The 24207-nt window shown below is 69.1% G+C and carries 17 protein-coding genes; 15 read left to right on the top strand and 2 right to left on the bottom strand.

Going from position 1 to position 24207, the window contains the following annotated elements; genetic code table 11:
* Nucleotides 1-160 precede the first annotated feature (160 nt).
* The 9 genes from ETD85_RS19050 to ETD85_RS19010 all read left to right on the top strand — a co-directional run bounded on the left by ETD85_RS19050 (nt 161) and on the right by ETD85_RS19010 (nt 11783).
* Nucleotides 161-1432: an ABC transporter substrate-binding protein gene (locus tag ETD85_RS19050; RefSeq protein WP_138691073.1), complete on the top strand. Its 1272-nt coding sequence runs from the start codon at nt 161-163 to the stop codon at nt 1430-1432.
* Nucleotides 1429-2361, top strand: coding sequence for a carbohydrate ABC transporter permease (locus ETD85_RS19045; RefSeq protein ID WP_206058404.1), 933 nt, complete (start codon nt 1429-1431; stop codon nt 2359-2361). The genes ETD85_RS19050 and ETD85_RS19045 overlap by 4 nt, the downstream gene beginning before the upstream one ends.
* Nucleotides 2358-3164 carry a carbohydrate ABC transporter permease gene (locus ETD85_RS19040; protein WP_206058403.1) on the top strand — a complete coding sequence of 269 codons (807 nt, stop codon included), beginning with the start codon at nt 2358-2360 and terminating at the stop codon, nt 3162-3164. The genes ETD85_RS19045 and ETD85_RS19040 overlap by 4 nt, the downstream gene beginning before the upstream one ends.
* A 2-nt stretch (nt 3165-3166) precedes the next feature.
* Nucleotides 3167-5128, top strand: coding sequence for a DUF8034 domain-containing protein (locus ETD85_RS19035; RefSeq protein ID WP_138691072.1), 1962 nt, complete (start codon nt 3167-3169; stop codon nt 5126-5128).
* Between the two features lie 8 nt (nt 5129-5136).
* On the top strand, nt 5137-5904 hold the full coding sequence (locus tag ETD85_RS19030; RefSeq protein WP_138691071.1) for an RraA family protein: 768 nt from the start codon (nt 5137-5139) through the stop codon (nt 5902-5904).
* Nucleotides 5901-7721 (top strand): right-handed parallel beta-helix repeat-containing protein, encoded by a 1821-nt coding sequence (locus ETD85_RS19025; RefSeq protein ID WP_206058402.1) that lies wholly within the window; start codon nt 5901-5903, stop codon nt 7719-7721. Before ETD85_RS19030 ends, ETD85_RS19025 begins: the two co-directional genes overlap by 4 nt.
* Nucleotides 7718-9511 carry a right-handed parallel beta-helix repeat-containing protein gene (locus tag ETD85_RS19020; RefSeq protein WP_206058401.1) on the top strand — a complete coding sequence of 598 codons (1794 nt, stop codon included), beginning with the start codon at nt 7718-7720 and terminating at the stop codon, nt 9509-9511. Before ETD85_RS19025 ends, ETD85_RS19020 begins: the two co-directional genes overlap by 4 nt.
* 513 nt (nt 9512-10024) lie before the next feature.
* On the top strand, nt 10025-11257 hold the full coding sequence (locus ETD85_RS19015; RefSeq protein ID WP_240779236.1) for a serine hydrolase domain-containing protein: 1233 nt from the start codon (nt 10025-10027) through the stop codon (nt 11255-11257).
* A gap of 118 nt (nt 11258-11375) precedes the next feature.
* Complete coding sequence (locus ETD85_RS19010; RefSeq protein WP_138691069.1) at nt 11376-11783, top strand: hypothetical protein; 408 nt, start codon at nt 11376-11378, stop codon at nt 11781-11783.
* 57 nt (nt 11784-11840) lie between these two features.
* Here the strand turns inward: ETD85_RS19010 and ETD85_RS19005 are convergent, their stop codons facing one another.
* Nucleotides 11841-13166 (bottom strand): hypothetical protein, encoded by a 1326-nt coding sequence (locus tag ETD85_RS19005; RefSeq protein ID WP_206058400.1) that lies wholly within the window; start codon nt 13164-13166, stop codon nt 11841-11843.
* A 40-nt stretch (nt 13167-13206) separates the two neighbouring features.
* A complete protein-coding gene (locus ETD85_RS19000; RefSeq protein WP_138691068.1) occupies nt 13207-14559 on the bottom strand; it encodes a glycosyl hydrolase family 28-related protein in 1353 nt (450 codons plus the stop codon).
* Between the two features lie 251 nt (nt 14560-14810).
* On the opposite strand from ETD85_RS19000, the gene ETD85_RS18995 reads away from it, so the two are divergent.
* The 6 genes from ETD85_RS18995 (at nt 14811) to ETD85_RS18970 (ending at nt 24207) form a co-directional block, all read left to right on the top strand.
* The gene (locus ETD85_RS18995; RefSeq protein WP_170246742.1) at nt 14811-16262 is read left to right on the top strand and encodes a pectinesterase family protein; all 1452 of its coding nucleotides are present in this window, start codon (nt 14811-14813) and stop codon (nt 16260-16262) included.
* Nucleotides 16263-16297: 35 nt separating this feature from the next.
* Nucleotides 16298-17515 (top strand): hypothetical protein, encoded by a 1218-nt coding sequence (locus tag ETD85_RS18990; RefSeq protein ID WP_138691066.1) that lies wholly within the window; start codon nt 16298-16300, stop codon nt 17513-17515.
* A 49-nt stretch (nt 17516-17564) separates the two neighbouring features.
* Nucleotides 17565-18461, top strand: a complete 897-nt coding sequence (locus ETD85_RS18985; RefSeq protein ID WP_138691065.1) for a nucleoside hydrolase — start codon at nt 17565-17567, stop codon at nt 18459-18461.
* Between the two features lie 96 nt (nt 18462-18557).
* Nucleotides 18558-19580 (top strand): sugar-binding transcriptional regulator, encoded by a 1023-nt coding sequence (locus ETD85_RS18980; protein WP_240779235.1) that lies wholly within the window; start codon nt 18558-18560, stop codon nt 19578-19580.
* A gap of 341 nt (nt 19581-19921) precedes the next feature.
* Entirely contained in the window at nt 19922-22201 is a 2280-nt protein-coding gene (locus ETD85_RS18975; protein ID WP_138691064.1) for an Ig-like domain-containing protein, read from the top strand.
* 17 nt (nt 22202-22218) lie between these two features.
* On the top strand, nt 22219-24207 hold the full coding sequence (locus tag ETD85_RS18970) for an ABC transporter substrate-binding protein (RefSeq protein ID WP_138691063.1): 1989 nt from the start codon (nt 22219-22221) through the stop codon (nt 24205-24207).

The following is a 24207-nucleotide window of genomic DNA, read 5'->3' as shown; positions in this document are numbered from 1 at the left end:
TGGCCATCTTAACGTATTTATGACTCAGTCACCTGCTGGAAACTTATTTGTCGGGCCACGTAAGCCCTTGACCGACCCCAGTTACCAACGTATTAAATAATCGCTAATCGAGTAACGACCCATTAAAAGGCGTCGCAGATCTCGCCCCCTTGGAGGTGCGATGCGTTCCCCCCGTACACCCCTCGCTCTACCGGCCATCGGATGCCTGCTCCTGCTCACCGGCTGCGGCGGGGGCGGCTTCGCCGGCGACTCCCAAGCTCAGCAGAGCGCGGGAGGCCAGAGCACGGTCAGGATGCTGGTCAACATCAGCCCGAACCTCACCCAGGCCTACTGGGACGGCCTGGTCAAGCCGTTCGAGCAGGCCAACCCCGGCATCGACGTCAAGATCGAGGCGCCGACGGGCAAGGGCGTGGCCGACACCCTGCCGCAGCAGCTCGCCGCCGGCAACGCGCCCGACGTGGTCGAGACGCTGATGGCGGACGAGACGCTGGCCAAGCAGATGCTCGACCTGACCGACCAGCCCTGGACGAAGGACACCCCGCTGGCCGAGCAGGCCAAGCTGGGCGGCAAGATCTACTCGGTCGGCGTCGGCGTGCAGGCCCAGTCGCTGGTCTTCTACAACAAGGCCGCCTTCGACAAGGCCGGGATCGACACGCCGCCGACCACGTTCGACGAGCTCGACGCCGCCATGGGCAAGCTCAAGGACGCGGGCTACCTGCCGCTCCAGACCGGCGGCGACTTCCTGACCGGGCTGCAGCTCCTGCAACTGTCCAACCCGAGCCGCGCCCAGACCCACCCCGTCTGGCAGCAGGACGTCAAGGCGGGCAAGGTCAAGGCGGGCGAGTCGCTGCTGCCCTACCTGGAGCGCTACCGCACCTGGATCGACAAGGGCTACGTGGACAAGAACGCCCTGGGCATGAAGTACGCCGACGCCGAGACCGCGTTCCTGACCGGCAAGTCGGCCATGTACGTCATGGGGAGCTGGTTCACCGCCTCCGAGGCCAAGGCCAAGAAGGACTTCGAGGTGGGCGTCTTCCCCGCGCCGGTCGACAAGGGGCAGACCTACCCCGGTCCGCAGGGTGCGACGCTGGCGGCGCCGTACATGATCCTCAAGTCGACCCCGCAGAAGGACGCCGCGCTCAAGCTGGTCCAGTGGCTCGTCACCGACCCGGCGGCGGTCAAGAGCCAGCTCGCGCAGGACGGCAACTTCCGCACCGGCGTGGAGCGCGAGTTCACCCCGCTGGAGAAGCAGGTCCAGGAGATCCTCGACAAGGCGCCCTCCGGGGTCCCCCAGGGCGAGGGCTACGGCGACGCCACCCTGCCCAAGGGCTTCAACGCCGCGTGGAACACCGAGGTCCAGGGCCTGTACGTGGGCAAGTCGCCCAAGGAAGTGGCCGAGGGCGTGGACCGCTGGGTGGCCGGACGCTCATGACCCTCACCAGGGAAGCGCCCATCACCCTGGCCAAGGCGCCGGACCCGCCACGGCGGCGCAGGCGTGAGGGGCTCGCCACCACGATCATGGTCGCCCCGGCCACGATCCTCTACACCGTGATGCTCATCATCCCCGTCGGCGTGGCGCTCTACCTGAGCCTGACCGACTGGGACGGCTTCAGCGCCGACCCCGCGTTCGTCGGCGCCGCCAACTACGCCAGGCTCCTGGACGACCCGGAGCTGCGCCGCGCCGCCCTGGTCACGCTGCTGGTCGCGGCGGCGGGCACGGCCGGGCTCAACCTGCTCGGCCTCGGCTTCGCCCTGCTGGTCAACGGCGCCTCGCGGGCCAACACGTTCTTCCGGATCGTGCTGTTCTACCCGCACGTGCTCAGCGCCCTGGTGGTCGGCTTCCTGTGGTCGGCCATCCTCGGCACCACCGGCGCGGTCAACAACCTGGTGACCACCTGGGGCGGGTCGGTCATCCCGTTCCTGTCGGATCCGACGTGGGCCACGGTCACCATGATCGCGGTGCTGGTGTGGGCCGGGTTCGGCGTCAACGTGGTGCTCTACCTCGCCGGGCTGCAGGCGGTGCCGCACTCGCTGCTGGAGGCCGCGCGGATCGACGGGGCCTCGCGCTGGCAGGTGTTCAGGAACGTGACGCTGCCCGCGCTCGGGCCGTCCGTGACCGTCAACATCGTGCTGTCGCTGGTGACGCTGCTGAAGACGTACGACCTGGTGGTGTCGCTCACGGCGGGCGGCCCGGCGGGCCAGACGCAGACCGTCGCCTACCTCATCCTGTGGAACTCCTTCCACGACGCCAGGCTCGGCTTCGGCTCGGCCCAGTCGGTGATCCTCATGCTGGTGACCGCGGCGCTCGCGTTCGTGGTGACCAAGCTGCGCAGGCGCGGCGAGCTGGCGGTGCACCAGTGAAGAAGACCTTCCTCTGGGCGACCGTCGCCTTCATGCTCATCCCCCTGTACGTGCTGGCCGTCAACGCGTTCAAGGGCCAGCAGGACATCCTGGCCAACCCCTTCGGCTTCGGCGGCCTCACCCTCGAACCCCTCGGCAGGGCCCTGACGAACCCGCAGTTCAACGTGGTCAAGGGTTACGCGGTCACGCTGCTGTTCGTGGTGGCGGTCAACGTGCTGTCGGTGGTGCTGGCCGCCCCGGCCGCCTACGCCATCGCGCGCAGCCCCAAGCGCAGGTTCCGGGTGCTGATGCTGTTCTTCCTGGCCGGGACGTTCATCCCGGGCCAGGTGCTGGTCATCCCCGTCGTGTACGTGCTCAAGACCCTCGGGCTGATGGGCACCATCCGGGGCTTCGTCCTGTTCGAGACCACGCTCACGCTGCCCTTCTCGATCTTCCTGTACGCCGGCTACATCGCCACCATCCCCGCCGTGCTCGACCAGGCGGCGGCCGTGGACGGGGCGGGCCGGCTGCGGACGTTCTGGCAGATCGTCTTCCCGCTGATGCGGCCGGCGGTCGCCACGATGGTCATCCTGAACACCTTCTCGGTGTGGAACGACTTCGTGAACCCGCAGATCATCCTGGGCCCCGGCAGCGGCCTCTACACCGTCACCACCGGCGTCTACGCGGCGGTCAGCCAGTACGCCACCGACTACACCGTGGTCTTCCCGACGCTGCTGCTGGCCATCGCGCCCCTGCTGGTCTTCTTCGTCTTCATGCAACGGCACATCATCAGCGGCCTGACCGCCGGAGCAACGAAAGGTTGAAGATGCGCGCTGCATCCCCCGATCCCGCAAACGGCCCCTCTGTCATCGCAACCGTCCCGCTCGGCGTGCCTCCGGCCTGGGCCGTGCTGGAGCGCCGGCTGTTCGACGCCCTGGACGAGGCCTGGCGGGCCTTCGCCGCCCGCTACTGCGGGCCCGACGGGCGGCTCGTCTACCACGGCCCGGCCGCGGACCGGGACGGCGCCGACGACTTCTACGAGGCGTTCTTCAACTGGCCCACGCTCTACCAGCTCGGCGGCGCCGACGACCTGCTGGACGCCGCCAAGCACCACTGGGAGGGCGTGACCACCCAGCTCACGGAGCTGGGCTACCTGGTGGACGAGTACGAGCGCGGCTACGACTGGTTCCACCAGGGCGAGTCGATGCTGCTGTTCTACGGCATCTGCGCGGCCGACCCGCGCGACGAGCGCTTCCGCGACCGGGCCCGCCGCTTCGCCGACCTCTACCTGCCGGGCTCGGCCAACTACGACGCCGAGCACGACATCATCCGGGCCCCGCACAACGGCGCCGGCGGCCCCCGCTACGGCCTGCAGTGGGAATGGGCCTCCTACCACACGGACCTGGTCAGCATGCGGCCGTTCGGCCTGCCCTTGCGCGACCTGCCGGGCATCACGTCCTGGGAGGACCTGGGCGACCCGAGCAACGCCGCCCGCATGGGCGCGGCGATGAGCGAGCGGATCGGCCGCGGCGACGTGGCGGTGAACCTGGCCGCGACCAGCCTGGCCGTCAACGCCTGGCTCTATGACGGCGACGAGCGCTACCGCGACTGGGCGCTGCGCTACATCGGCGCCTGGCAGCGCCGGGCGGAGGCCAACGACGGGATCCTGCCCGACAACGTCGGCCCGTCCGGCGTGGTCGGCGAGCTGCACGACGGCCGGTGGTACGGCGGCAACTACGGCTGGCAGTGGCCGCACGGACTCTACAGCGTGGGGGCCGCCGCCGCGATCGCCGCCGTCAACGCCCACCTGCTGACCGGCGACGACGCCGCGCTCGCCATCGGCCGCGACCCCCTGGAGATCGTGTACGACCGCGCCATCCAGGCCGGCGTGACCGAGACCGAGATGAGCATCAGCGACCGGTGGCTGGCCGAGCTGGGCGACGAGGCGGCCAAGCCCACCATGCTGGTGCCCAACCGGCACGACGACTCCGGCTGGTTCGACTTCCAGCCGCCGCAGCTCGGCCTGCCGGTCTGGCTCTGGCACATGACCCTCGGCCGCGGGGACGCCGACCGGCTCGACCGGATCCGCAGGGCCAGCGGCTACGACTGGTCCACGGTGCGGCCGTTCCGCAACAAGGAGGAGGCCGGGCACGAGGCGCCCTGGCTGGAGTTCCTGCGCGGCGCCAACCCCGGCTTCCCCGAGGCCATGCTGTCCACCGCGCTCGGGCAGGTGCAGCGCAGGATGGCGCTGGTCGACGCCGACCGCGCGGACCTGTCCACCATTCACGTGCACCACTGGCAGCGGCTCAACCCGGTGCTCACCGAGGCGCTGCTGCAGCTCGTCACCGGCACCCCGCAGGTGCTCTACAACGGCGGGCTGCTGCCGGCCCGGCTGGCCTACTTCGACGCCGACCGCCGCCGCCCCGGGCTGCCCCCGGACGTGGCCGCGCTGGTCGACTCGGTACGCCCCGACGGCACCCGCGTGGAGCTGGCGAACCTGAGCTTGAGCCGGACCCGCCGGGTCGTGGTGCAGGCGGGCGCGTTCGGCGAGCACCACATCGACCGCGCGACGATCACCGCCTCCGACACCGCCTCCGACACCGCCTCCGACGGCGGGGCCTACCCGGGCGACCCGCGCGCCTACACCTCTCCCCCGATCACCGAGGCCGAGCGGGAGGTGAGCGTGGGCGGCCCGCGCCTGCTCGTCGAGCTGCCGCCCGGCCGCCGCATCCGGCTCGACCTGCACACGACCGCGCGCGTCCGCACGCCGTCGCACCAGCACTACTGAGGAGTTACATGGACGACGCAATCTGGGATCTCCCTGTGCGCGGGCAGCTGCCCGCAGAGCCCGATCCCGTCCTCGTGGAGGGGCTGTCCCGGATCAGCTCGGCCACCGCCTGCGCCAAACTGCACGCACAGGGCATCCGGCGGACCTTCATCGAGGGACCGCGTCCCATCGCGGCGGGGCAGAAGATCGCCGGCCGGGTCCGCACGCTGCAGTTCATGCCGCAGCGCGAGGACATCGCCTCCGGGCTCGGCCAGGAGTACGTCGAGCGGCACACCGCCCTGTGGCACGTGCTGGAGGAGGTCCAGCCCGGTGACGTGCTGGTCGTGCAGGCGTACGGCAGCGCCTACACCGGCTGCTTCGGCGACATGCTGGTCCGCTACTTCAAGCGCAAGGGCGGCGCGGGCATCGTCGTGGACGGCCGCATCAGGGACCTGCCCAGGGTGAGCGGGCTCGGCGTGCCGATCTGGTGCACGGGCGCGACCCCGCACTACGCCTCGCAGGCGGAGCTGTTCCCCTGGGCGTACGACGTGCCCGTGGCCGTCGGCGGCGCGCTCGCGCTGCCCGGCGACCTGTGCGTGGCCGACGACGACGGCGCCGTGGTGGTGCCACGCCGCCGCGCCGACTCGGTGCTCGAAGCCGCCGCCGACCACGAGCAGTGGGAGCGCTACAGCCGCGCCCGCATCGAGGAGGGCGCGGCGCTGTCCGACTACTACCCACTCACCCCCGAGACCCGCGCCGAGTTCGAGCGGTGGCGGGACGTAAAGGAGAGCCAGTGATCTTCAGGTCCGTAGGCGCGGTCGTCTTACTGCTGGGCGGCTTGGCGACCCCCACCCCCGCCGGGGCGGCCAAGCCCACATGCGACTACTACGTCGCCACCACGGGCAGCGACCGGGGCGACGGCAGCGCGCAGCGGCCGTGGAAGTCCATCGAGCAGGCTCGCGACCAGCTCAGGTCGAAGAAGAAGCAGAAGTGCGACATCGTGGTCAACGTCAAGGCCGGTGACTACGTCGTCGACAAGACGATCGAGTTCACCGAGGCCGACTCGGGCGAGGACGGCCACAAGATCACCTACCGCAGCGCGGACGGGCCCGGCAAGGCCCGCCTGCTCGGGGCCAAGCCGCTCACCGGCTGGGAGAAGTACAAGGACAACATCTACAAGACGAAGGTGGACCGTACCTTCTACACGCTGTTCGAGGACGGCAAGCGCGCCACCACGGCCCGCTACCCGAACAGGACCAGCGAGGACCTCTGGTCGCCCTACCTGTTCTCCGTGCTCGGCGAGCCGGAGAAGGAGGCCGTGCGCAACTGGCTGTACTTCAAGCCGGAGGACGTGCCCGCCGAGTGGGACGCCGACTTCGACAAGAACTCGCAGATCGTGGTCTGGTCGGGCGGCTCGTGGAGCTGGTTCACCGACACCGTGCCGCTGGGCGGCGCCGACTTCCGCAAGAACTTCTTCACGCTCAACCACTGGGCCCGCTACGCCTTCATGAACAGTCGCAGCGGCTCGCGTTACTTCCTGCAGAACACGCTGCGCTTCCTGGACCAGCCGGGCGAGTACTACTTCGACTTCGCCAACAGCGAGGTCTACTACTGGCCGAAGGGCTCGATCGACAACGTCGTGGCCCCGACGGTGAAGACGATCATCTCGCTGGCCGGCTCGTCCCCTGACAAGCGCGTGCAGAACCTCGCCTTCGACGGGCTGGCGCTGCAGTACTCGGACTTCGTGGACTGGTACCGCGCGGGCTGGATCAGCGAGGGCGACTCGGGCTACGAGCACAAGTACCCCGTCTACGACCGGCAGATCGAGATGCCGCGCAACCGGTTCGGGATGATCACGGTGACCAACTCCCGTGACATCGACCTGACCGGGCTGCACCTGTCGGACAGCGGCTACATGGGCATCTACCTGCTGTTCGCCAACGAGCGGGTCAAGGTGTCGGACAGCCTGCTGGACAACATCGGCGCCGACGGCATCAAGGTCGAGGGCGGCTATCCCGGCGAGGGCGACATCTCCGGGCACCACACGATCACGAACAACTACATCTACCACGTCGGCGAGCTCGTCCCCGGCGACGCGTCCGGCATCGAGCTGATGAGCACGGGCAACAACACCGTCAGCAACATCAACGTCAAGCACAGCGCCCGCTACGGCATCAGCCTCGAGGTCCGTCCCGAGGTCAAGAACGAGGACAACTACGCCCGCAACAACAACTTCTCCTACATCAAGCTGGAGGAGACCGGGCTCGACAGCGGCGACATGGGCGCCTTCTACACCTACGGCGTCAGCAACACCGAGCCGCACCTCATGGACAACACGGTCAAGCAGATGGTGATCACGGACGTCATCAACGACCCGGCCGGGGCCATGCCGGACAGCGGGACGCGCGGCGTGCACATGGACGCCGGCGGCTGCGGCTTCACCTTCGACAGCATCGAGGTGGGCAAGGTCAGCGACGACAAGTACCAGAGCTACCAGTGCAACAACGTCACGAACGCCAACTGGCAGGACGGCTTCGACCCCGCGAAGATGGAGTACGACAAGATCGGGGTGACCAGCTCGTTCCCGTACCCGATCCCCGGGGCCTCCCAGTGAGAGTGCTGAGCACGGCGCTGGTGGTGGTCGCGGCGCTCGTCGCCGCGCCCGCCGCCTCCGCCCAGGCGCCCTGCAAGCCGGTCGAGCACTACGTCGCGCCGGACGGGACCGACAGCGGGCCCGGCGACGCGCGGCGGCCGTGGAAGACCATCGAGCACGCCCGCGACGAGCTCAGGAAACAGCGTCAGAGCTGCGACGTCGTGGTCAACCTCAAGGCCGGCGACTACGTGGTGGACAAGACCATCGAGTTCACCGAAGCCGACTCCGGCAAGGACGGTCACCGCGTGACCTACCGCAGCGTGGACGGTCCCGGCAGGGCCCGCCTGCTGGGGGCCAGGCCGGTGACCGGCTGGGAGCCGTACAAGGACAAGATCTACAAGGCCAAGGTGGACCGGAGCTTCTACACGCTGTTCGAGGACGGCGCCCGGGCCACCACCGCCCGCTACCCCAACCGCAGGTCCGACGACGTGTGGGCGCCCTACCTGACCTCGGTGCTCAAGGAGCCGGAGAAGGAAGCGGTGCGCCAGTGGCTGTACTCCAAGCCCGGCGACTGGGACAAGAGCTGGAACCTCGACAACGCCCAGGCCGTGGTCTGGTCGGGCGGGTCGTGGAGCTGGTTCACCGACACCGTGCCGATCCAGAACCCGTCGTGGGACGACAACCAGATCACCCTCGAACACTGGACGCGGTACGCCCTGGTCAACAGCGGCGGCGGCTCGCGGTACTTCCTGCAGAACTCGCTGGACTTCCTGGACCAGCCCGGCGAGTACTACCTCGACTTCGCCAAGGGCGAGGTGTACTACTGGCCGCGCACGTCGATCGACAAGGTCCTGGCGCCGACGGTCAAGACGCTCGTCTCGATCGCCGGCTCCTCGCCTGACCACCGGGTCCGCGACCTGACCTTCGACGGCCTGGCCCTGCAGTACAGCGACTTCGTGAGCTGGTACCGCAACGGCTGGATCAGCGCGGGGGACGCCGGGGAGCCGCACAAGTACCCCGAGTACGACCGGCAGATCGAGATGCCGCGCAACCGGTTCGGGGCGGTGACGCTCACCAACACCAGCGGCGTCGGCCTGACCAACCTGCACGTCTCCGACACCGGGTTCACGGCGATCTACGCCTTGTTCGCCAACGACCACCTCCGGGTCTCCGGCAGCCTGCTGGAGAACATCGGGGCCGACGGCATCAAGGTCGAGGGGCCGTACCCGGGCGAGGGTGACGTGGCCGGGCAGAACGTGTTCACCGACAACTACATCCACCACATCGGCGAGCTCGTGCCCGGGGACGCGTCCGGGATCGAGCTCATGAACACCGGCGGCAACGAGGTCAGCCACACCGTCGTCAGGCACAGCGCCCGCTACGGCGTCAGCCTGGAGGTCCGTCCCGAGGTCAAGGACGGCGACGGGTACGCGCACGGCAACGTGTTCAAGTACCTCAGGATCGAGGAGGCGGGCCTGGACAGCGGTGACATGGGCGCCTTCTACACCTACGGCATCAGCAACGCCGAGCCGCACGAGATCACCAACCACGTGTCGCAGGTCGTGATCGGGGACGTCATCCCGGACGCCTCGATGCCGGACAGCGGGACGCGCGGCGTGCACATGGACGCCGGCGGCTGCGGGTTCTCCTTCGAGAACATCGAGGTCGGGAAGGTGACCGACGACAAGTATCAGAGTTACCAGTGCAACGAGGTCAAGAACGCCAACTGGGCCGACGGGTTCGACGGCTCGAAGATGGAGTACGACAAGATCGGGGTGACGGGCGCGTTCCCGTACCCGATTCCCAGCTAGCCCGCTGACGTGGGGGTGTGCCGGCACCCGGCGCGCCCCCACCCGGCCCCCGCGAGTCCTGAGGCCCTGCCCAGGCTCGTTCGCGCGAAGTTCCCCGCTCCCCCTTGGCGTTAACCCGGGGGTTAATGCGGCCTTGCGTAGATTGTCGTTGTCCCAGGTAGTTGTTCGCGTCGATCCTAGTCACCAGATGGTTGAGACCACTTCTGGAGTGACGAGATGACGCCTTTGCCGGCTGACGGTGCGCTGGTGGCCGGGCCGATCATCGACGCCTCCCGCGGCACCTTCCTCAGCCCTCCTGGTGAGACGGGACCGGCTCCAGCCGGGTGACGGCAGCCCCTGCGGCGCCGTGTCAGCGACGGCGTCAGGACGGCGACGGCCCGGTATCAGGACGGTCGGCGAAGGTTACGGCATGAACGGTTCAGCGGTTGCGGTCTCCGGGCCCCTGGGCCACACCGAGCTCACCCCCGGTCCTCGGGCATCTCGCAAGATCGAACACTGTAGCCAAGGAGCTTCATGATGGGACAGAACGACAACGGCTTCTCCGTGACCGGGCTGCGCAGACTGCGTGACGTGCTGGCCCGGCATGTCGACTCCGGCAAGATCCCCGGGTTGGTGGCCCTGGTCAGCAGGGGCGCCCAGACACACGTCGAGGCGCTCGGCACGATGCAGCATGACGGTGGCGCGCCGATGCGCCGGGACACGATCTTCCGGATGGCCTCCACCTCCAAGCCGCTGTCGATCGCGGCGGCGATGGTGCTGCTGGACGAGTGCCGGCTGCGGCTCGACGACACCGTTGACGCGTGGCTGCCGGAACTCGCCGACCGGCAGGTGCTGAAGCGCATCGACAGCCCGCTGGACGACACCGTCCCGGCGCGGCGGCCGATCACCGTACGCGACGTGCTGAGCTCCACCTTCGGACTCGGCATGGACATGACCGCGCTGGGCACCCCGATCATGGGCGCGATCTTCGAGCAGGGGCTCACGCCCAACCTGCCGGTGGAGATGCCCGAGCCGGACGAGTGGCTGCGCCGCCTGGGCGAGCTGCCGCTGATGTACCAGCCCGGCGAGCGCTGGCAGTACCAGATCAGCAGCGACCTCGTCGGCGTGCTGGTCGCCCGGGTCACCGGCCGGACGTTCGAGGAGTTCCTGCGCGAGCGCATCTTCGAGCCGCTGGGCATGACCGACACCGGCTTCCACGTGCCCGCCGAGAAGATCGACCGGCTGCCCACCCTGTACGCCCCCGATCCCCAGACCGGCGAGTTCCTCGCCTGGGACGAGCCCAAGGACGGCCGCTGGAGCCGGCCCCCGGCCTTCCAGGGCGGCGGCGGCGGGCTGGTCTCCACCGCCGACGACTACCACGCCTACTTCCGGATGCTGCTCAACGGCGGCACCCACAACGGCCGGCGGATCCTGTCCCGGCCCGCCGTCGAGCTGATGACCACCAACCGCCTCACCCCCGAGCAGAACGCTCCCCGCACCGCCATGGCCACCGAGAACGTCCACATCTCCTTCGGCCAGGGCCAGCAGGGCGGCTGGGGCCTCGGGATGGCGGTGCGCACCTACCGTGGCGACTACGCGCCCATCGGCCAGTTCGGCTGGGACGGCGGCAGCGGCACCTCGGTCTACGCCGACCCGGCCAACCAGCTCACCGGCATCCTGCTCTGCCAGCTCGGCTACTCCGTGCCCAGCCCGGCACACCTGATGAACGACTTCTGGACCACCCTCTACCAGGCGATCGACGACTGACACCGGGCTCACACCGGGCCCACATCGGGCCCACACCGGGCCGCCCGGGAGTGAATCATCCACCAGGGCGGCCCCGGCCTCCGACTTCCCCCGCACAGCCCCGAAGGAGCATCCCACCATGTCCATCACCCTCACCGACCAGGACAAGCTCACCCTGCGCACCGCCGCGTACGGCGCCGTCACGCTGATGTCCGCCGCCGATGTGGCCGGCAAGCCCCACAAGTCCGCCACCGAGGGCTCCATCGCCCTGGCCTCCGCCACCGGCGTGATCGGGCACGTGCTCGCTGAGAAGACCAACGACATCAAGCTGCCCGGCAAGTCCGTAGCCGCGATCGCCGACCACGTGCTGCCGGCCCTGACGGCGGCCGTCAGCCTGCTCAAGCAGCAGGACCCGGCGGAGGCCGGCAACTTCCGCCGCACCGTCCTCGTTGCCGTCGAAGCGGCCGCCCGGATCCACCAGGGCCCGCCGAGCCCCACTGTGGCGGACATGACCCGCAAGATCACCGAAGCCCTCGACGCCGCTTGACGGGGTGCCGCCCGGCTGCCGCACCGCCGGGGAGCCCATCGGTTCGGCGCCCAGGCTCTAGACCACGTATCCGAGGGCCAGTGCCGCTCGGCGGAAGGCGTCCTCGTGCTCCGGGAGCACGTACAGGAAGCGGCCGCCGAGCGAGTGGCACAGCGGGCCCGCCTTGCGGTCGCCCGCGATGAGCGCGGCGATCGCCGCGTCCTCGGCCTCGATCAGCCGGACGACTCCGCGGTCCAGCACCTGGCGGGCCCTGCGCTCCACGTCCGAGAACAGCGTCTTCACCGTGGCGGGCAGGTCGTGCCCGCACCGCTCCCCCAGGAACGTCCGCAGCCTGGCCAGCTCCTCGCCGGAGCCCAGCGCCCGGCGCAGCGATCGGGCCGACAGGGTCCAGACCCGGTCGGAGGTCCGCGTGGCGTAGGCGTCGAGAACCAGCCGGTCCACCGGCCGCAGCGTGCCGGTGGCGACGACGTCGAAGTTCGGCAGCACCTTGAGCACGTGCCCGGGGGCCTGGCCCGGCGGCTCGTAGCGCCCGCTGAGGCCGAGCGCGTACGCCCCCAGCGGGTTCAGCCGCACCGCCCGCAGCCCGTCGTAGCGGCTCAGCCGTGGCAGCGAGTCGGATCCCCAGTTGCGGTGATAGTCGTCCCTCGCCCCGTCGGGCGCGACGTAGGCCACGTCGACCAGGCCGAGCGTCGCCGCGTACTCGAACACGACCGCGAGCGTGTAGCGGCCCTCCAGGATCGGCCAGTCGCCGTAGCCCTCCCAGCCCAGGCTGCCGTATTCCGGGTCCACCAGGTACAGCTTCCACAGGGCCCGCTCGCTGCGCGCGACGACCGGGTCGAGCCCTTGCCTGCGCATCAGCGCGAACAGGTCGTCGATCCTGACCCATTCGCCCGGCTCGCACAGCGCGAGAGCGGCGGCGACGTGCTGCCGCCGCGGCTTCACGGCGGTCAGCACGTTCTTGCTCCGCTGGCCCTTGATCTCCTCGATCCGGGTGAGCTCGTCGATCAGCCCGCCGCTGACCCAGCGCCGCCACAGGTGCCTGATCGTCTCCGCGGCGGGTCTGGCCAGCGCCGTACGCCCGCGGGCGGTCAGCCGCAGCTTCCCGCCGGCCAGCTCGGCCAGGCCGCCGGCCTGTAACAGCAGCGGCCAGGCGTACGCCGCGATCGGCTCCCCGGCGTAGAAGTCGCCGCCGCTCAGCACCGAAGCCACGGTGGCGACCGTCGCCGCGCCCGGCCTGCGCGTCTGCTCGCTGCACCGCAGCTTCCCCGACGCGCAGAGCTGCAGCAGGGCCTGGAGGTCGGCCATGGCCTCCGCGCTGGTCGCGCGGAGCACCGCCGTGTCGTCATCGAGAGCCGCGCGCAGCGTGCCGTCGTCGAAGGCCATGATCAGACTTTAGGGCCGGACGCGGAGCCGGGGTGGCGGGTCAGCCGGAGACGTCGGCGGTGGCCCAGGAGTCGCGGAAGGCGTAACGGGCCGGGGCGCCGGCGTAACGCAGGAACGCGGTGCCGGTGGTCGTGCTGACGGCCGTGTTCGTGTGGTAGAAGCGGCAGCCCTCGTAGATCATCTTGCCGTTGGTCAGGCTGGTGCCCACCCCGTCGACCAGGTGGTTGCCGGCCAGGGTGCAGTCCTGATAGCGGACGATGGGGATCTTGCCGGAGGTGGTCCCGTAGCGGTGCAGGCTGTAGCTCGCCGCGCCGGCGACCTGAAGCGCGGCCATGTCGGAGCAGGAGGTGAAGGTGACGTGGCCGTTGTTCCAGTTGCAGTCGATGATCTTGTGGTTGGCGCTCTTCGGCTCGAAGCGCACGCCCTGGACGTTCAGGCGGGTGGCGCTGAGCTCGCCGTTGGCCAGGGGCATGTAGAAGTAGCGGGCCGGGCTGGAGCCGACCATCGACCAGGAGCCGCCGATGACGTTGATCGAGCCGCCGCGGTCGAAGCGGAAGAAGTCGCCGCCGGCCAGGGCGAAGTTGCACGACAGCATGAAGAAGTTGAGGAACTGGTTCTGCTGGTTGCGGCTCGACGGGCTGGAGATCCCGCAGTGCAGGAACGCGTCGGTGTAGACGGAGACGGTGTCGGTCGAGCACATGATGAAGTGGTGCTCGCTGTTGTTGTTGGCCTCGTGGTCGCCGTCGATGCCGATGACCCGGTCCCAGGGGCCCTTCCACTCGACGTTCTTGTACACGAAGTACTGGTTCTGGCCGTGGCCGTAGGTGGGGTACTGCGAGTTCGCGTCGATGGTGTCCACCGACCAGTAGTACGCGAAGCGGTTGTTGGCGTTGTTGGACTGGAAACTCATGTCCTCGAAGTACGCGTACCGCAGCCGCACCGCGGCGGTGATCAGGTTGTTCTCGCGCGGGTCGGCGTTCGCCGTGAAGTCCGTGGCGAAGCTGATGTTCGTCACCCGGGGGCCGCCGCCGCGGAAGCGCAGGCCGAAGACCTGGTCGGCGTTTCCTGAGGTGGGCGACCACATCAGGGTGTCCTTCTTGGTGATCTTGTAGTTGCCCGGCGGGAAGAAGACCTCCTTCCTGACGACCCCGTTGCTGCGCCCGGACAGGGCCGCCGTTACCGCGGCCTTGATCGCGTCGGAGTCGTCGGTGGTGCCGTCGCCCTTCGCGCCAAAATCTTTGACGTCCACGCTGTAGACCGAAGGGTCGGTGTTGGCCTCGGCCGGGCCGGCGCCCCACATCGACAGGGCGCCCATGCCCGTGACGGCTAACCCACCCGCGAGCGCGCGCCTGCTGACCTGGCCGCGCCGCTCATCTGCTTCGAATCCGGACATGCGAACATCGCTCCTTGAGTGAAGGAAGCGCCCCGAGAGGCATGATCGCGATCACGCTAGAGTCTCGGCGCCGTAGTGGACAACCAGAATCACACTATTGGGATGTCCGTATTACGGACGGTGGTAGGGCCTCCCACCTGGAACGTTCCGAAAACGAGCCGTCCGCAGAGACGGGCACGCACAACCCTTGACCGGGGCGAGTGAGACCTCTACATATATATTCACTAGCCTTTATTCATTCGGAGATGCGTGTGAAGGCAACACTCACGGCCATCCTCACGACAGTCCTCACGAGTACGGCGCTCGCCTTACCCCCGCCCGCTCCGGCGGCAGCAGAGTCCGGGGCCCGGTTCTCGGTGCCGGGGCGGGCGGACCGGACCTGCGTCGACGCCCCCTTGACGATCACCTTCCCCACCCCGCCGGCGCTCGGCTCGTCCGGCGCGATCGAGGTCCGCAAGGCCGACGGCACGCTCGCCGACCGCATCGAGGCGGCCTCGGCCAGGACCGACCGGAAGAACATCGGAGCCGCGATCTCCGACACGGGGCTGCCGCACGACTTCTCGTACGAATCGATCATGATCGACGGCTCCGCCGCCCGCGTCTACCCGCACCGGCAGCTCGAATACGGCCAGGAGTATTACGTCACCGTCGATCCCGGCGTCTTCACCGGCTTCGACGGCGTCCAGGACCCCCGGGCCTGGCGCTTCACGACCGGCAGGCACGCGCCGGGCCCGCGCCACCTGACCGTGTCGGCCTCGGGGAGCGGCGACTTCTGCACCGTGCAGGGCGCGATCGACGCCGTGCCCACCGGTAATTCCCGGCCGGTGACGATCGACGTGCGGCCCGGGGTCTACACCGAGATCGTCTACGTCCGCGAGGACCGGCCGCACCTCACCGTGCGGGGCTCGGGCGCGAAGCGGACCGTGATCCGGTACCCCAACAACGACCTGCGCAACGGCGACAAGGCGCTGAGCGGCGGCGGACCGGCGGACGTGTGCCCGCGCCGCGTGCTGGAGACCTCCGACCTGCACAACTGCTGGCGGGCGTCGTTCGGGGTGGACGCGGCCGACTTCCGGATGAGCGACCTGACCCTGCACAACACGACGCCGGACGGCGGGTCGCAGGCCGAGGCGTTCAGGGGCAACAACGACCGCATCACGCTGGAGCGGATGAACCTCGTCAGCAACCAGGACACGCTGCGGCTGCAGGGCAAGGGCTTCGTGACCGACAGCCGCATCAGCGGCGACACCGACTTCGTCTGGGGCACCGGCACGGTGTTCATCCAGGACTCGGTGCTGGAGTCGACCGACTCCGGCTACATCTCGCAGAGCCGCAACGACGACACCCGGCCGGGCACGGTGTTCGTCCGCACCAGGCTGGCGCGGGCCCCGGGCGTGCCGGACGGCTCGGTGATGCTGAGCCGCAGCGCCGTGTGGCGCTTCACCCACAGCCAGGCGGTCTTCATCGACACCGCGATGGACACGCACATCGCGCCCGTCGGCTGGCAGATCGACCCGAACGACTGCGCGCAGGCCCAGTCGGCGTCCTTCTGGGAGTACCGCAGCACCGACCTGACCGGGCACCCGGTCGACACCTCGCAGCGGCTGGCCTGCTCGCGCCAGCTCACGGCCGCCGAGGCGGCGCGGTGGAGCGACCCCTCATTCGTCCTGGGCGGCTGGGATCCCCAGTCCGGCCGGCGCTGAAGACCACGGGAGAGATGATCGGTTTGGACAGGTCAGTGAGCAGCAGGCGCAGCGTTCTGGGCGGGGTCCTGGGCGGGATCGGCGCCATGGCGGCCGGCGCGGTCATGACCCCGGCGGCCCGGGCGGCCTCGGCGACCGGACATGGCGGCAAGGTCGCGCCCCGGCCGGTGGCGCCGGTGAACCAGGAGTCGGCGGCGAAGTTCGGCCCCGAGTACAAGACCCTGCCCGCGGCCGTCGCCGGCGTCGACATCGAGCCGCTGATCGGCGTCGCGAGCGCCGGCGACCTCACCGCACGGCGGCAGCGCATGATCGACTACATCTGGAAAGGCGCGGGGCAGCCCAAGACGCTGCCGGCCGTGGAGAGCGGCGTGAGCGCGCCGGACTTCGCCTCCCTGACCGGCGTGCGCCGGATCGACCTGCTGACGGTCCCGCTGCGCTACCAGGTCTCCGCCAAGGTGTACGACCTGGTGCCGCGCCGGGCCTGGAACCGGCGGCTCGCGCTCTACCACAACGGGCACGGCGAGCCGTTCGACACCATGCTCCGCGTGGTTCAGGCGCTGCTCGACCGGGGTTACCGGGTGATGGTGTACGCGATGCCGTTCCACCACTGGAACCAGCAGCAGATCGCGGACCCGGCCGACCCGTCGAAGCTGCTGCCCGGCCCCTCGCACCGGGAGCTGCCGCCCTGGGAGAGCGCGCAGTTCTCGACGCTGACCTTCTTCCTCGAACCGCTCACGGTCACCCTGAACCATGCGCTGGCCACGTACCGGCCGGCGTCGGTGGAGATGATCGGCCTGTCGGGCGGCGGCTGGACGACCACGGTGTACTCGGCGCTGGACCCGCGGATCACCCGCAGCTACCCGGTGGCCGGGTCGCTGCCGTTCTTCCTGCGGCCCGCCTCGCCGAAGCCGAGCCCCACGATCGGCGACTTCGAGCAGACCAGGGCGGCCCTGCCCGGCTTCTACACCGGCCCGTCCGACGACTTCCTCGACATGTACGTGCTGGCCTCGATCGGCCCGGGACGCGGGCAGCTCCAGATACTCAACCGGTTCGACGAGTGCTGCTTCAACGGGGTGGGGCACCGCGCCTACCAGGCCCCGGTGCGCGACCGGGTCGCGCTGCTGGCCGGCGGGCGGCCCGAGCAGGGCCGGTGGGACCTCCTGGAGGACGCGACCCACGACGATCACACGATCTCGCCGCACGCGTTGTCGGTCATCCTGTGGGACCTTGACACCACAAATGTCACAACCTAATATCAGAATATAGATACATAATTGAATAAATATTCACAGAAAGGTGCGGATGGCACGCAGAACCTTTTCCAACAGACGCCGGGTGATCATCAACACCGACGCGAAAAACGAGGCGGACGACCAATTCGCCATCGTGCACGCCTTGCTCTCGCCGAGTCTCGACATTCGGGGCCTGGTCGCCGCGCATTTCGGCAACCGGCGCACCCGTACGAGCCTTGAGGAAAGCCGGGCGGAAATCGACCTGCTGCTGCGGCTGATGAAGCTGGAAGACACGGTCACCGTCGCGGACGGCCTGCCGTACGCGCTGCCCGACGCGGGCCGCCCGGTCGCGTCGCCGGGCGTGGAGCTGATCGTCGAGGAGGCCATGCGCGACGTGGCCGAGCCCCTCTACGTGGCCTTCCTCGGCCCGCTGACCGACATGGCGGCGGCGCTGCTCCTGGAGCCGCGCATCGCCGAGCGGGACGTGACCGTGATCTGGATCGGTGGCGGCGGGTACGACGGCCGCGCCGCCCCGCCCGGACGCCCCGAGTTCAACCTGTCCAACGACATCCTGGCGGCCAACCTGGTCTTCTCCTCGGCGCTGAAGGTCTGGCAGATCCCGGCGCCGACGTACCGGATGATGGCCGTCGGATACGCCGAGCTCGACGCGAAGGTCGCGCCGTGCGGCGAGATCGGCGACTACCTCGTGCGCCAGCTCGTCGAGTGGAACGAGCGCGAGCACGGCGGGTCGATCGAGTTCCGCGTGCTGGGCGACTCCCCCGCCGTCGGGCTGCTGCTGCACCCCGAATGCGGCACCTGGCTGGAGCGTCCGGCGCCGAACTTCCGCTACGACGGCACGCACGACTTCGCCGCCCGGAACCGGCCGATCCGCGCCTACGACTCGATCGACGCGCGGTTCATCCACGAGGATTTCTTCGCCAAGCTACGGGCCTTCGCCGGGATCTAGGGAGGGGTGCCTCGATGGCAGAATGGCACTCGGCAGTGGCCCGGGCTCGCCACCGGACCAGCAGGAGCGGCGAAGCCGAAGCGGAGGCCAGCGATCGTGGGAGCTGACAGTCAGTCCGACAAGAGCCGTGGTGGCGGCGAGCCCATGAGGTTCGCCGGCCGCCGGCTCAGTCAGGAGTCCGAGCGCATGCGGCTCCTGGTGCGGGTCGCCCGTCTCTACCACGAGCACGGGGTCCGCCAGCCGCAGATCGCCGCCCAGCTGCGCATCTCGCAGCCGCGGGTGTCGCGGCTGCTCAAGGAGGCCGCGGAGATCGGCATCGTGCGCACGGTGGTCGTGGTCCCCAGCGGCGTGCACGCCCTGCTGGAGGAGGACCTCGAGCGCAAATACGGCGTGGAGCAGATCATCGTGGTCGACGCCGTGGGCGAGAACCACGACGTCGTGGCCGCGCTGGGCTCGGCCGGCGCGACCTACCTCGACGCCACCCTGATCGGCGGCGAGCACCTCGGCATCTCCTCGTGGAGCGCCAGCCTGCTGGCCACGGTCGAGGCGATGCAGCGCCGTCCCGTGCGGGTGGCCGAGGAGGTCGTCCAGCTCATCGGCGGCGTGGGCAAGGGATCCGCGCAGGTGCAGGCGACCAGGCTGGCCGCCCACCTGGCCGATCTGACCGGCGCGGAGCCGGTCTTCCTGCCCGCCCCCGGCCTGGTCGGCACCCCGCAGGCGCGCCAGGCGCTGTCGGACGACCACGTGGTGCGCCAGGTGGTGGACGCGTGGTCGCGGCTGACGACCGTGCTGGTCGGCATCGGCAGCCTGAGCCCGTCCCCGCTGCTCCAGGAGAGCGGCAACGCCATCTCCGAGGACGAGCTGGAGACGCTGCGCGGGCTCGGGGCCGTGGGCGACGTGTGCCTGCGCTTCTTCGACGCGGACGGCCACCTGATCGCCTCGCCGCTGGAGGAGCGCGTGCTCGGCATCCCGGCCGCCGATCTGCTGCGCGTGCCCAGGCGCATCGCGATCGCCGGGGGCCGGCGCAAGACGGCCGCCATCAGGGCCGCGCTCAAGGGCGGATGGGTGAACACCCTCATCACGGATGTGGGAGTGGCCGAGCAACTGCTCAAGGACTGATCCTGCCGGCTCTCCCCCGCCGCTCCACCAGGCCGCCGTGCACGTCGCACGGCGGCCTTCGCCGTTCCTGAACGGCGGCCGAGAGTTTACCCGCGCGTCATCTGCCCGGAAACCACTCTTGACAGCCACATGCGTGTCGTTCACGATGTGATGAATCCACTCCATTCATGGCTGAATAAAAATTCTCACCCCTAAGCGACAGCGTGGTCCGGAGTGTGCCGAAAGTTGGCACAGCCCTGCCTTTCCCAGGGCGGAAAGAGAGCGTTTCGATGGCCGAGGCCCTTGGCTTCGATCCCCAGCAATCACCATTCAGTCGCCGCACTTTCGTGCGTTCTGCGGCTTTGACCACGCCCGCGGTGGCGCTGGCCGGGATGCCCGGCAAGGCCGCCGCCGCGGTGACCCCCACTCCGGCGCCCGCCCAGACGGCCACTCCTGCCCCCCAGGCGCAGGCCGCGGCGAAGAAGATCCCCGCCTTCCCGGGCGCCGAGGGCGCGGGGATGTACACCACCGGCGGCCGGGGCGGCGCCGTCTACGAGGTGACCACGCTCGACGACTCCGGCCCGGGGTCGCTGCGGGAGGCGGTCGCCAAGTCCGACGGCACGGTCGTCTTCCGCGTCGCCGGCAACATCCGGATCAAGGGCGGGCTCGACATCACCGGGTCCAACCTGACGATCGCCGGCCAGACCGCCCCCGGGCACGGCGTCACCGTCATCGGCAACGAGACCCAGATCAAGGGCGACAACATCATCCTGCGCCACCTGCGCTTCCGCGGCGGCGACGAGCTCGGCACCGGCATCGACACGTTCAGTGCCCGGGGCGTGCGGGACATCATCATCGACCACTGCTCGTTCAGCTGGGGCGTGGACGAGTGCTTCTCCGTCTACGGCAACACCAACGTGACCGTCCAGTGGTGCCTCATCTCCGAGGGCCTGACGAACTCGGTGCACGACAAGGGCCGGCACGGCATGGGCGGCCTGTGGGGCGGTGACACCATCACCTACCACCACAACCTGCTCGTCCACCAGAACGCCCGCAACCCGCGCTTCAGCTTCACCGAGGGCATGGACATGGTGGTGGACCACCGCAACAACGTGATCTACAACCACGGCATCACGTCCTGCTACGGCGGCGAGTGGTCGAACGGCGTCAACATGGTCGGCAACTACTACAAGCCGGGCCCCAACACGCTGCCGCCCATCGCCAAGGAGATCCTCGCCCCCGGCAGGTTCGGCCAGTGGCACGTGAGCGGCAACGAGGTCGAGGGCCACCCGGACGTCACGGCCGACAACACGCTCGGCATCACCTTCCCGATCGGCGGCATCACGCTGCTGCCCAAGCCGGTGGAGTTCGAGAACGGCATCACCGAGCAGACCCCGCAGCAGGCGTACGCGACCGTCCTGGAGCAGGCCGGCGCCATCCTGCCGCGGCGGGACGCGATCGACGCCCGGCTGGTCCACGAGGTGCGCACCGGCACGGGACGGCACATCAACTCCCAGAAGGACGTGGGCGGCTTCCTGCCCTTACCCACCGAGGTGACCGCTCCCGCCGACAGCGACCACGACGGCATGCCGGACGAGTGGGAGACCGCGCAGGGACTGAACCCGGAGAGCGCCGACGACGCCAAGACGGTGGGCGGCGACGGGTACACCAACCTGGAGCGCTACCTCAACTCCGTCCAGCGGGCCGGGGCCCGCAACCCCGAGGTGGCGATCACCTCGCCCACGATCGACCAGGTGTTCGCGGCCGCCAAGGACAAGCAGCCCGTCGCGATCACCGCCGACGCCAAGGCACTCGACGGCGCGAGCATCGCGAAGGTCGAGTTCTTCCACGGTGACGAGAAGATCGGCGAGTCCACGGCGGCGCCGTACCAGGCGACCTGGAAGGGCGTGACCGACGGCACCTACTACGTGACGGCCAGGGCCACCGACAGCACGGGCTCGGCCACCACCTCCTCGATGGTGCCGATCCACGTCAACCGCGTCAGGACCCACTCGGGCTGGCAGGTTCAGGACATCGGCGAGGTGCCGATCCCGGGCAACACGGCGCTCAAGGACGGCGTGTTCACGATCAAGGGATCCGGCAAGATCGCCGGCTGGAACGACTCCTTCCACTTCGCCTACAAGTCCGTCGGGTTCAGCAAGCGCGGCGAGGTCATCGAGATCACTGCGCGGCTGGACAGCGTGAGCAAGAACCACGTCGACGCCGTGGCCGGAATCATGGTGCGGCAGGACCTGGAGCCCAACTCGCCGTTCATGATGGCCGGCATCGGATACTCGGCCAGCAACGAGGACGGCTCCGGCAGGCGCGCCAAGGCGATCAGGGTCGCCTCCAACGGCAGGACGCCGAGCGTCGGCGTGTGGCCGGCGGCCGGCCAGGATCCGCTGGGCGAGAAGCCGTACTGGCTGCGGCTGGTCTGCCGGAGCCTGCCGAGCGGCGGGGACACCGAGTTCGAGGCCTTCCTCTCCAGCAACTCGCTGAACTGGGACCGCATCGGCTACGAGCGCATCGTCATGCGGACCGGCCGGTTCTACATCGGCCTGGCCGTGGACGGCAACCAGGAGCCGAACGGCGTCCACACCTACACCACGGCGACCTTCAGCCTGGTCAAGGTCAATCGTTAGACCCGGAACGGAGCACCATGACAGAACAAGCGTTGACGAGGAGGAACCTGCTCCGCGCCGGAGGTCTGCTGGCCCTGGCCACGGCCGGCGGGTGCAGCTTCTTCGACACCAGCCCCGACACGGGTTCGGCCGGCGCCGCGCAGGCCGCCGACCTGTCCACAAAGGAGGCGCCGGCGCTGGCCGAGCTGGTCAAGGCCGGCAAGCTGCCCCCGCTGGAGCAGCGCCTGCCGAAGAACCCGCTGGTCGTCACCCCGCTGAAGGAGCCAGGCAGGTACGGCGGCACGTGGGCCTCGGCGATGGTGGGCGAGGACGACTGGGACTGGCTGGTCTTCACGCTCATGTACGAGCCCCTGGTCCGTCTCAAGCCCGGGACCAACGGCCAGAAGGGCCCCGACGACATCATCCCCAACGTCGCCGAGTTCGAGGTCAAGGACGGCGGCCGGGAATACGTCTTCAAGCTGCGCGAGGGCCTCAAGTGGTCGGACGGGCAGCCGTGCACCGCCGACGACATGATCTTCGCGTTCGAGGACGTGGCCACCTACCACGACCTGCACACGACCGGCATCTACGACCTCTTCCTGGAGAACGGCAGCACCACCGAGCGGGTCAAGGTCGAGAAGGTGGACGAGCGGACCGTGCGCTACGTCTACAAGCAGCCGAAGGCCGGCCTGCTGTTCCAGATCGCGCTCTCCACGTTCGAACGGCCGGGGGCGAGCGGGTTCCTGCTGCCCAAGCACTACCTCAAGGAGTTCCACAAGAAGTACAACCCGGACGCCGACAAGCTCGCCAAGGACCAGCAGCTGGAGGACTGGACCCAGCTGTTCATGCTCAAGAACGACGTCCCGCACAACGCCGACATGCCCACGCTGCACCCGTGGAAGATCACCACTGCGATCGGCGGCGGCACGGCGGTGGTGGCCGAGCGGAACCCGTACTACTGGAAGGTCGACGACAAGGGGCGCCAGCTCCCCTACATCGACCGGTTCCGGTCGGAGCTGCTCGGCGACGTCGAGGTGGAGCTGCTGAAGATCATGAACGGCGAGCTGAGCATGCAGCTGCGCAACTTCAACACGCCGGAGAACAAGCCGCTGGTCGCGCAGAACGCCACGAAGGGCAAGTACCGGCTGTTCGACGTCCAGAGCCGGCTCAGCAACACGCTGATCATCCAGTTCAACCAGACGATCGCCGACGACGACCTGCGAGAGCTGTTCAGGAAGAAGGACTTCCGGATCGGGCTGTCGCACGCGATCAACCGCAAGGAGATCATCGACGGCGTGTACGCGGGACAGGGCGAGCCCTGGCAGGCCGCGCCGTCCAAGACCAACGCCCTCTACGACGCGGACTTCGCCAAGCAGTACACCGAGTACGACGTGGCCAAGGCCAACGAGCACCTGGACAAGGCGGGACTCACGAAGAAGGACGCGAGCGGCAAGCGGCTCGGCCCCGGCGGCAAGCCGCTGACCGTCACCATCATGTCCAGCACGGAGTTCCCGCACCACGTCCAGGCGCTGGAGTTCGTCAAGAAGCATTGGGAGGCGGTCGGGGTCGAGCTGCGGGTCGACCCGGTCGCGCCCACCCTGTTCGACGAGCGCTCGATGGGCAACAACCCCCAGGCGTCCACGTTCACGTGCAGTGACTTCGACGTGATCACCGGCACCGGCGGCGACCACTACTACGTGCCGAGCAACTCCGGCAGCGCCCGCTACGCCATCCGCTGGGCCCAGTGGTACGGCAGCAAGGGCAAGAGCGGCGACGAGCCGCCGGAGGAGGTGCGCAAGCAGCTGGAGGCGTTCACCGCGATGCGCACCGAGCCGGACTTCACCAAGGCGCTGGAGCAGGCCAGGGAGGTCGTGCGGATCTCCAAGGAGCAGTTCTACTCGATCGGGGTCAGCTCGCAGCCGAACGAGTACGGCATCGTCTCCACTGCCTTCAAGAACGTGCCGGACTCCATGGCCTCCGCACAAGTGACCCCGGGGCCGACCCAGCCCGAGCAGTACTCCCTCTGA

Origin of the sequence: Nonomuraea zeae (assembly GCF_005889725.1) — a bacterium.
GTDB lineage: Bacteria > Actinomycetota > Actinomycetes > Streptosporangiales > Streptosporangiaceae > Nonomuraea > Nonomuraea zeae.
Note: the sequence above shows the minus strand (reverse complement) of the source record. Positions and strands in the feature narration are given on the sequence as shown.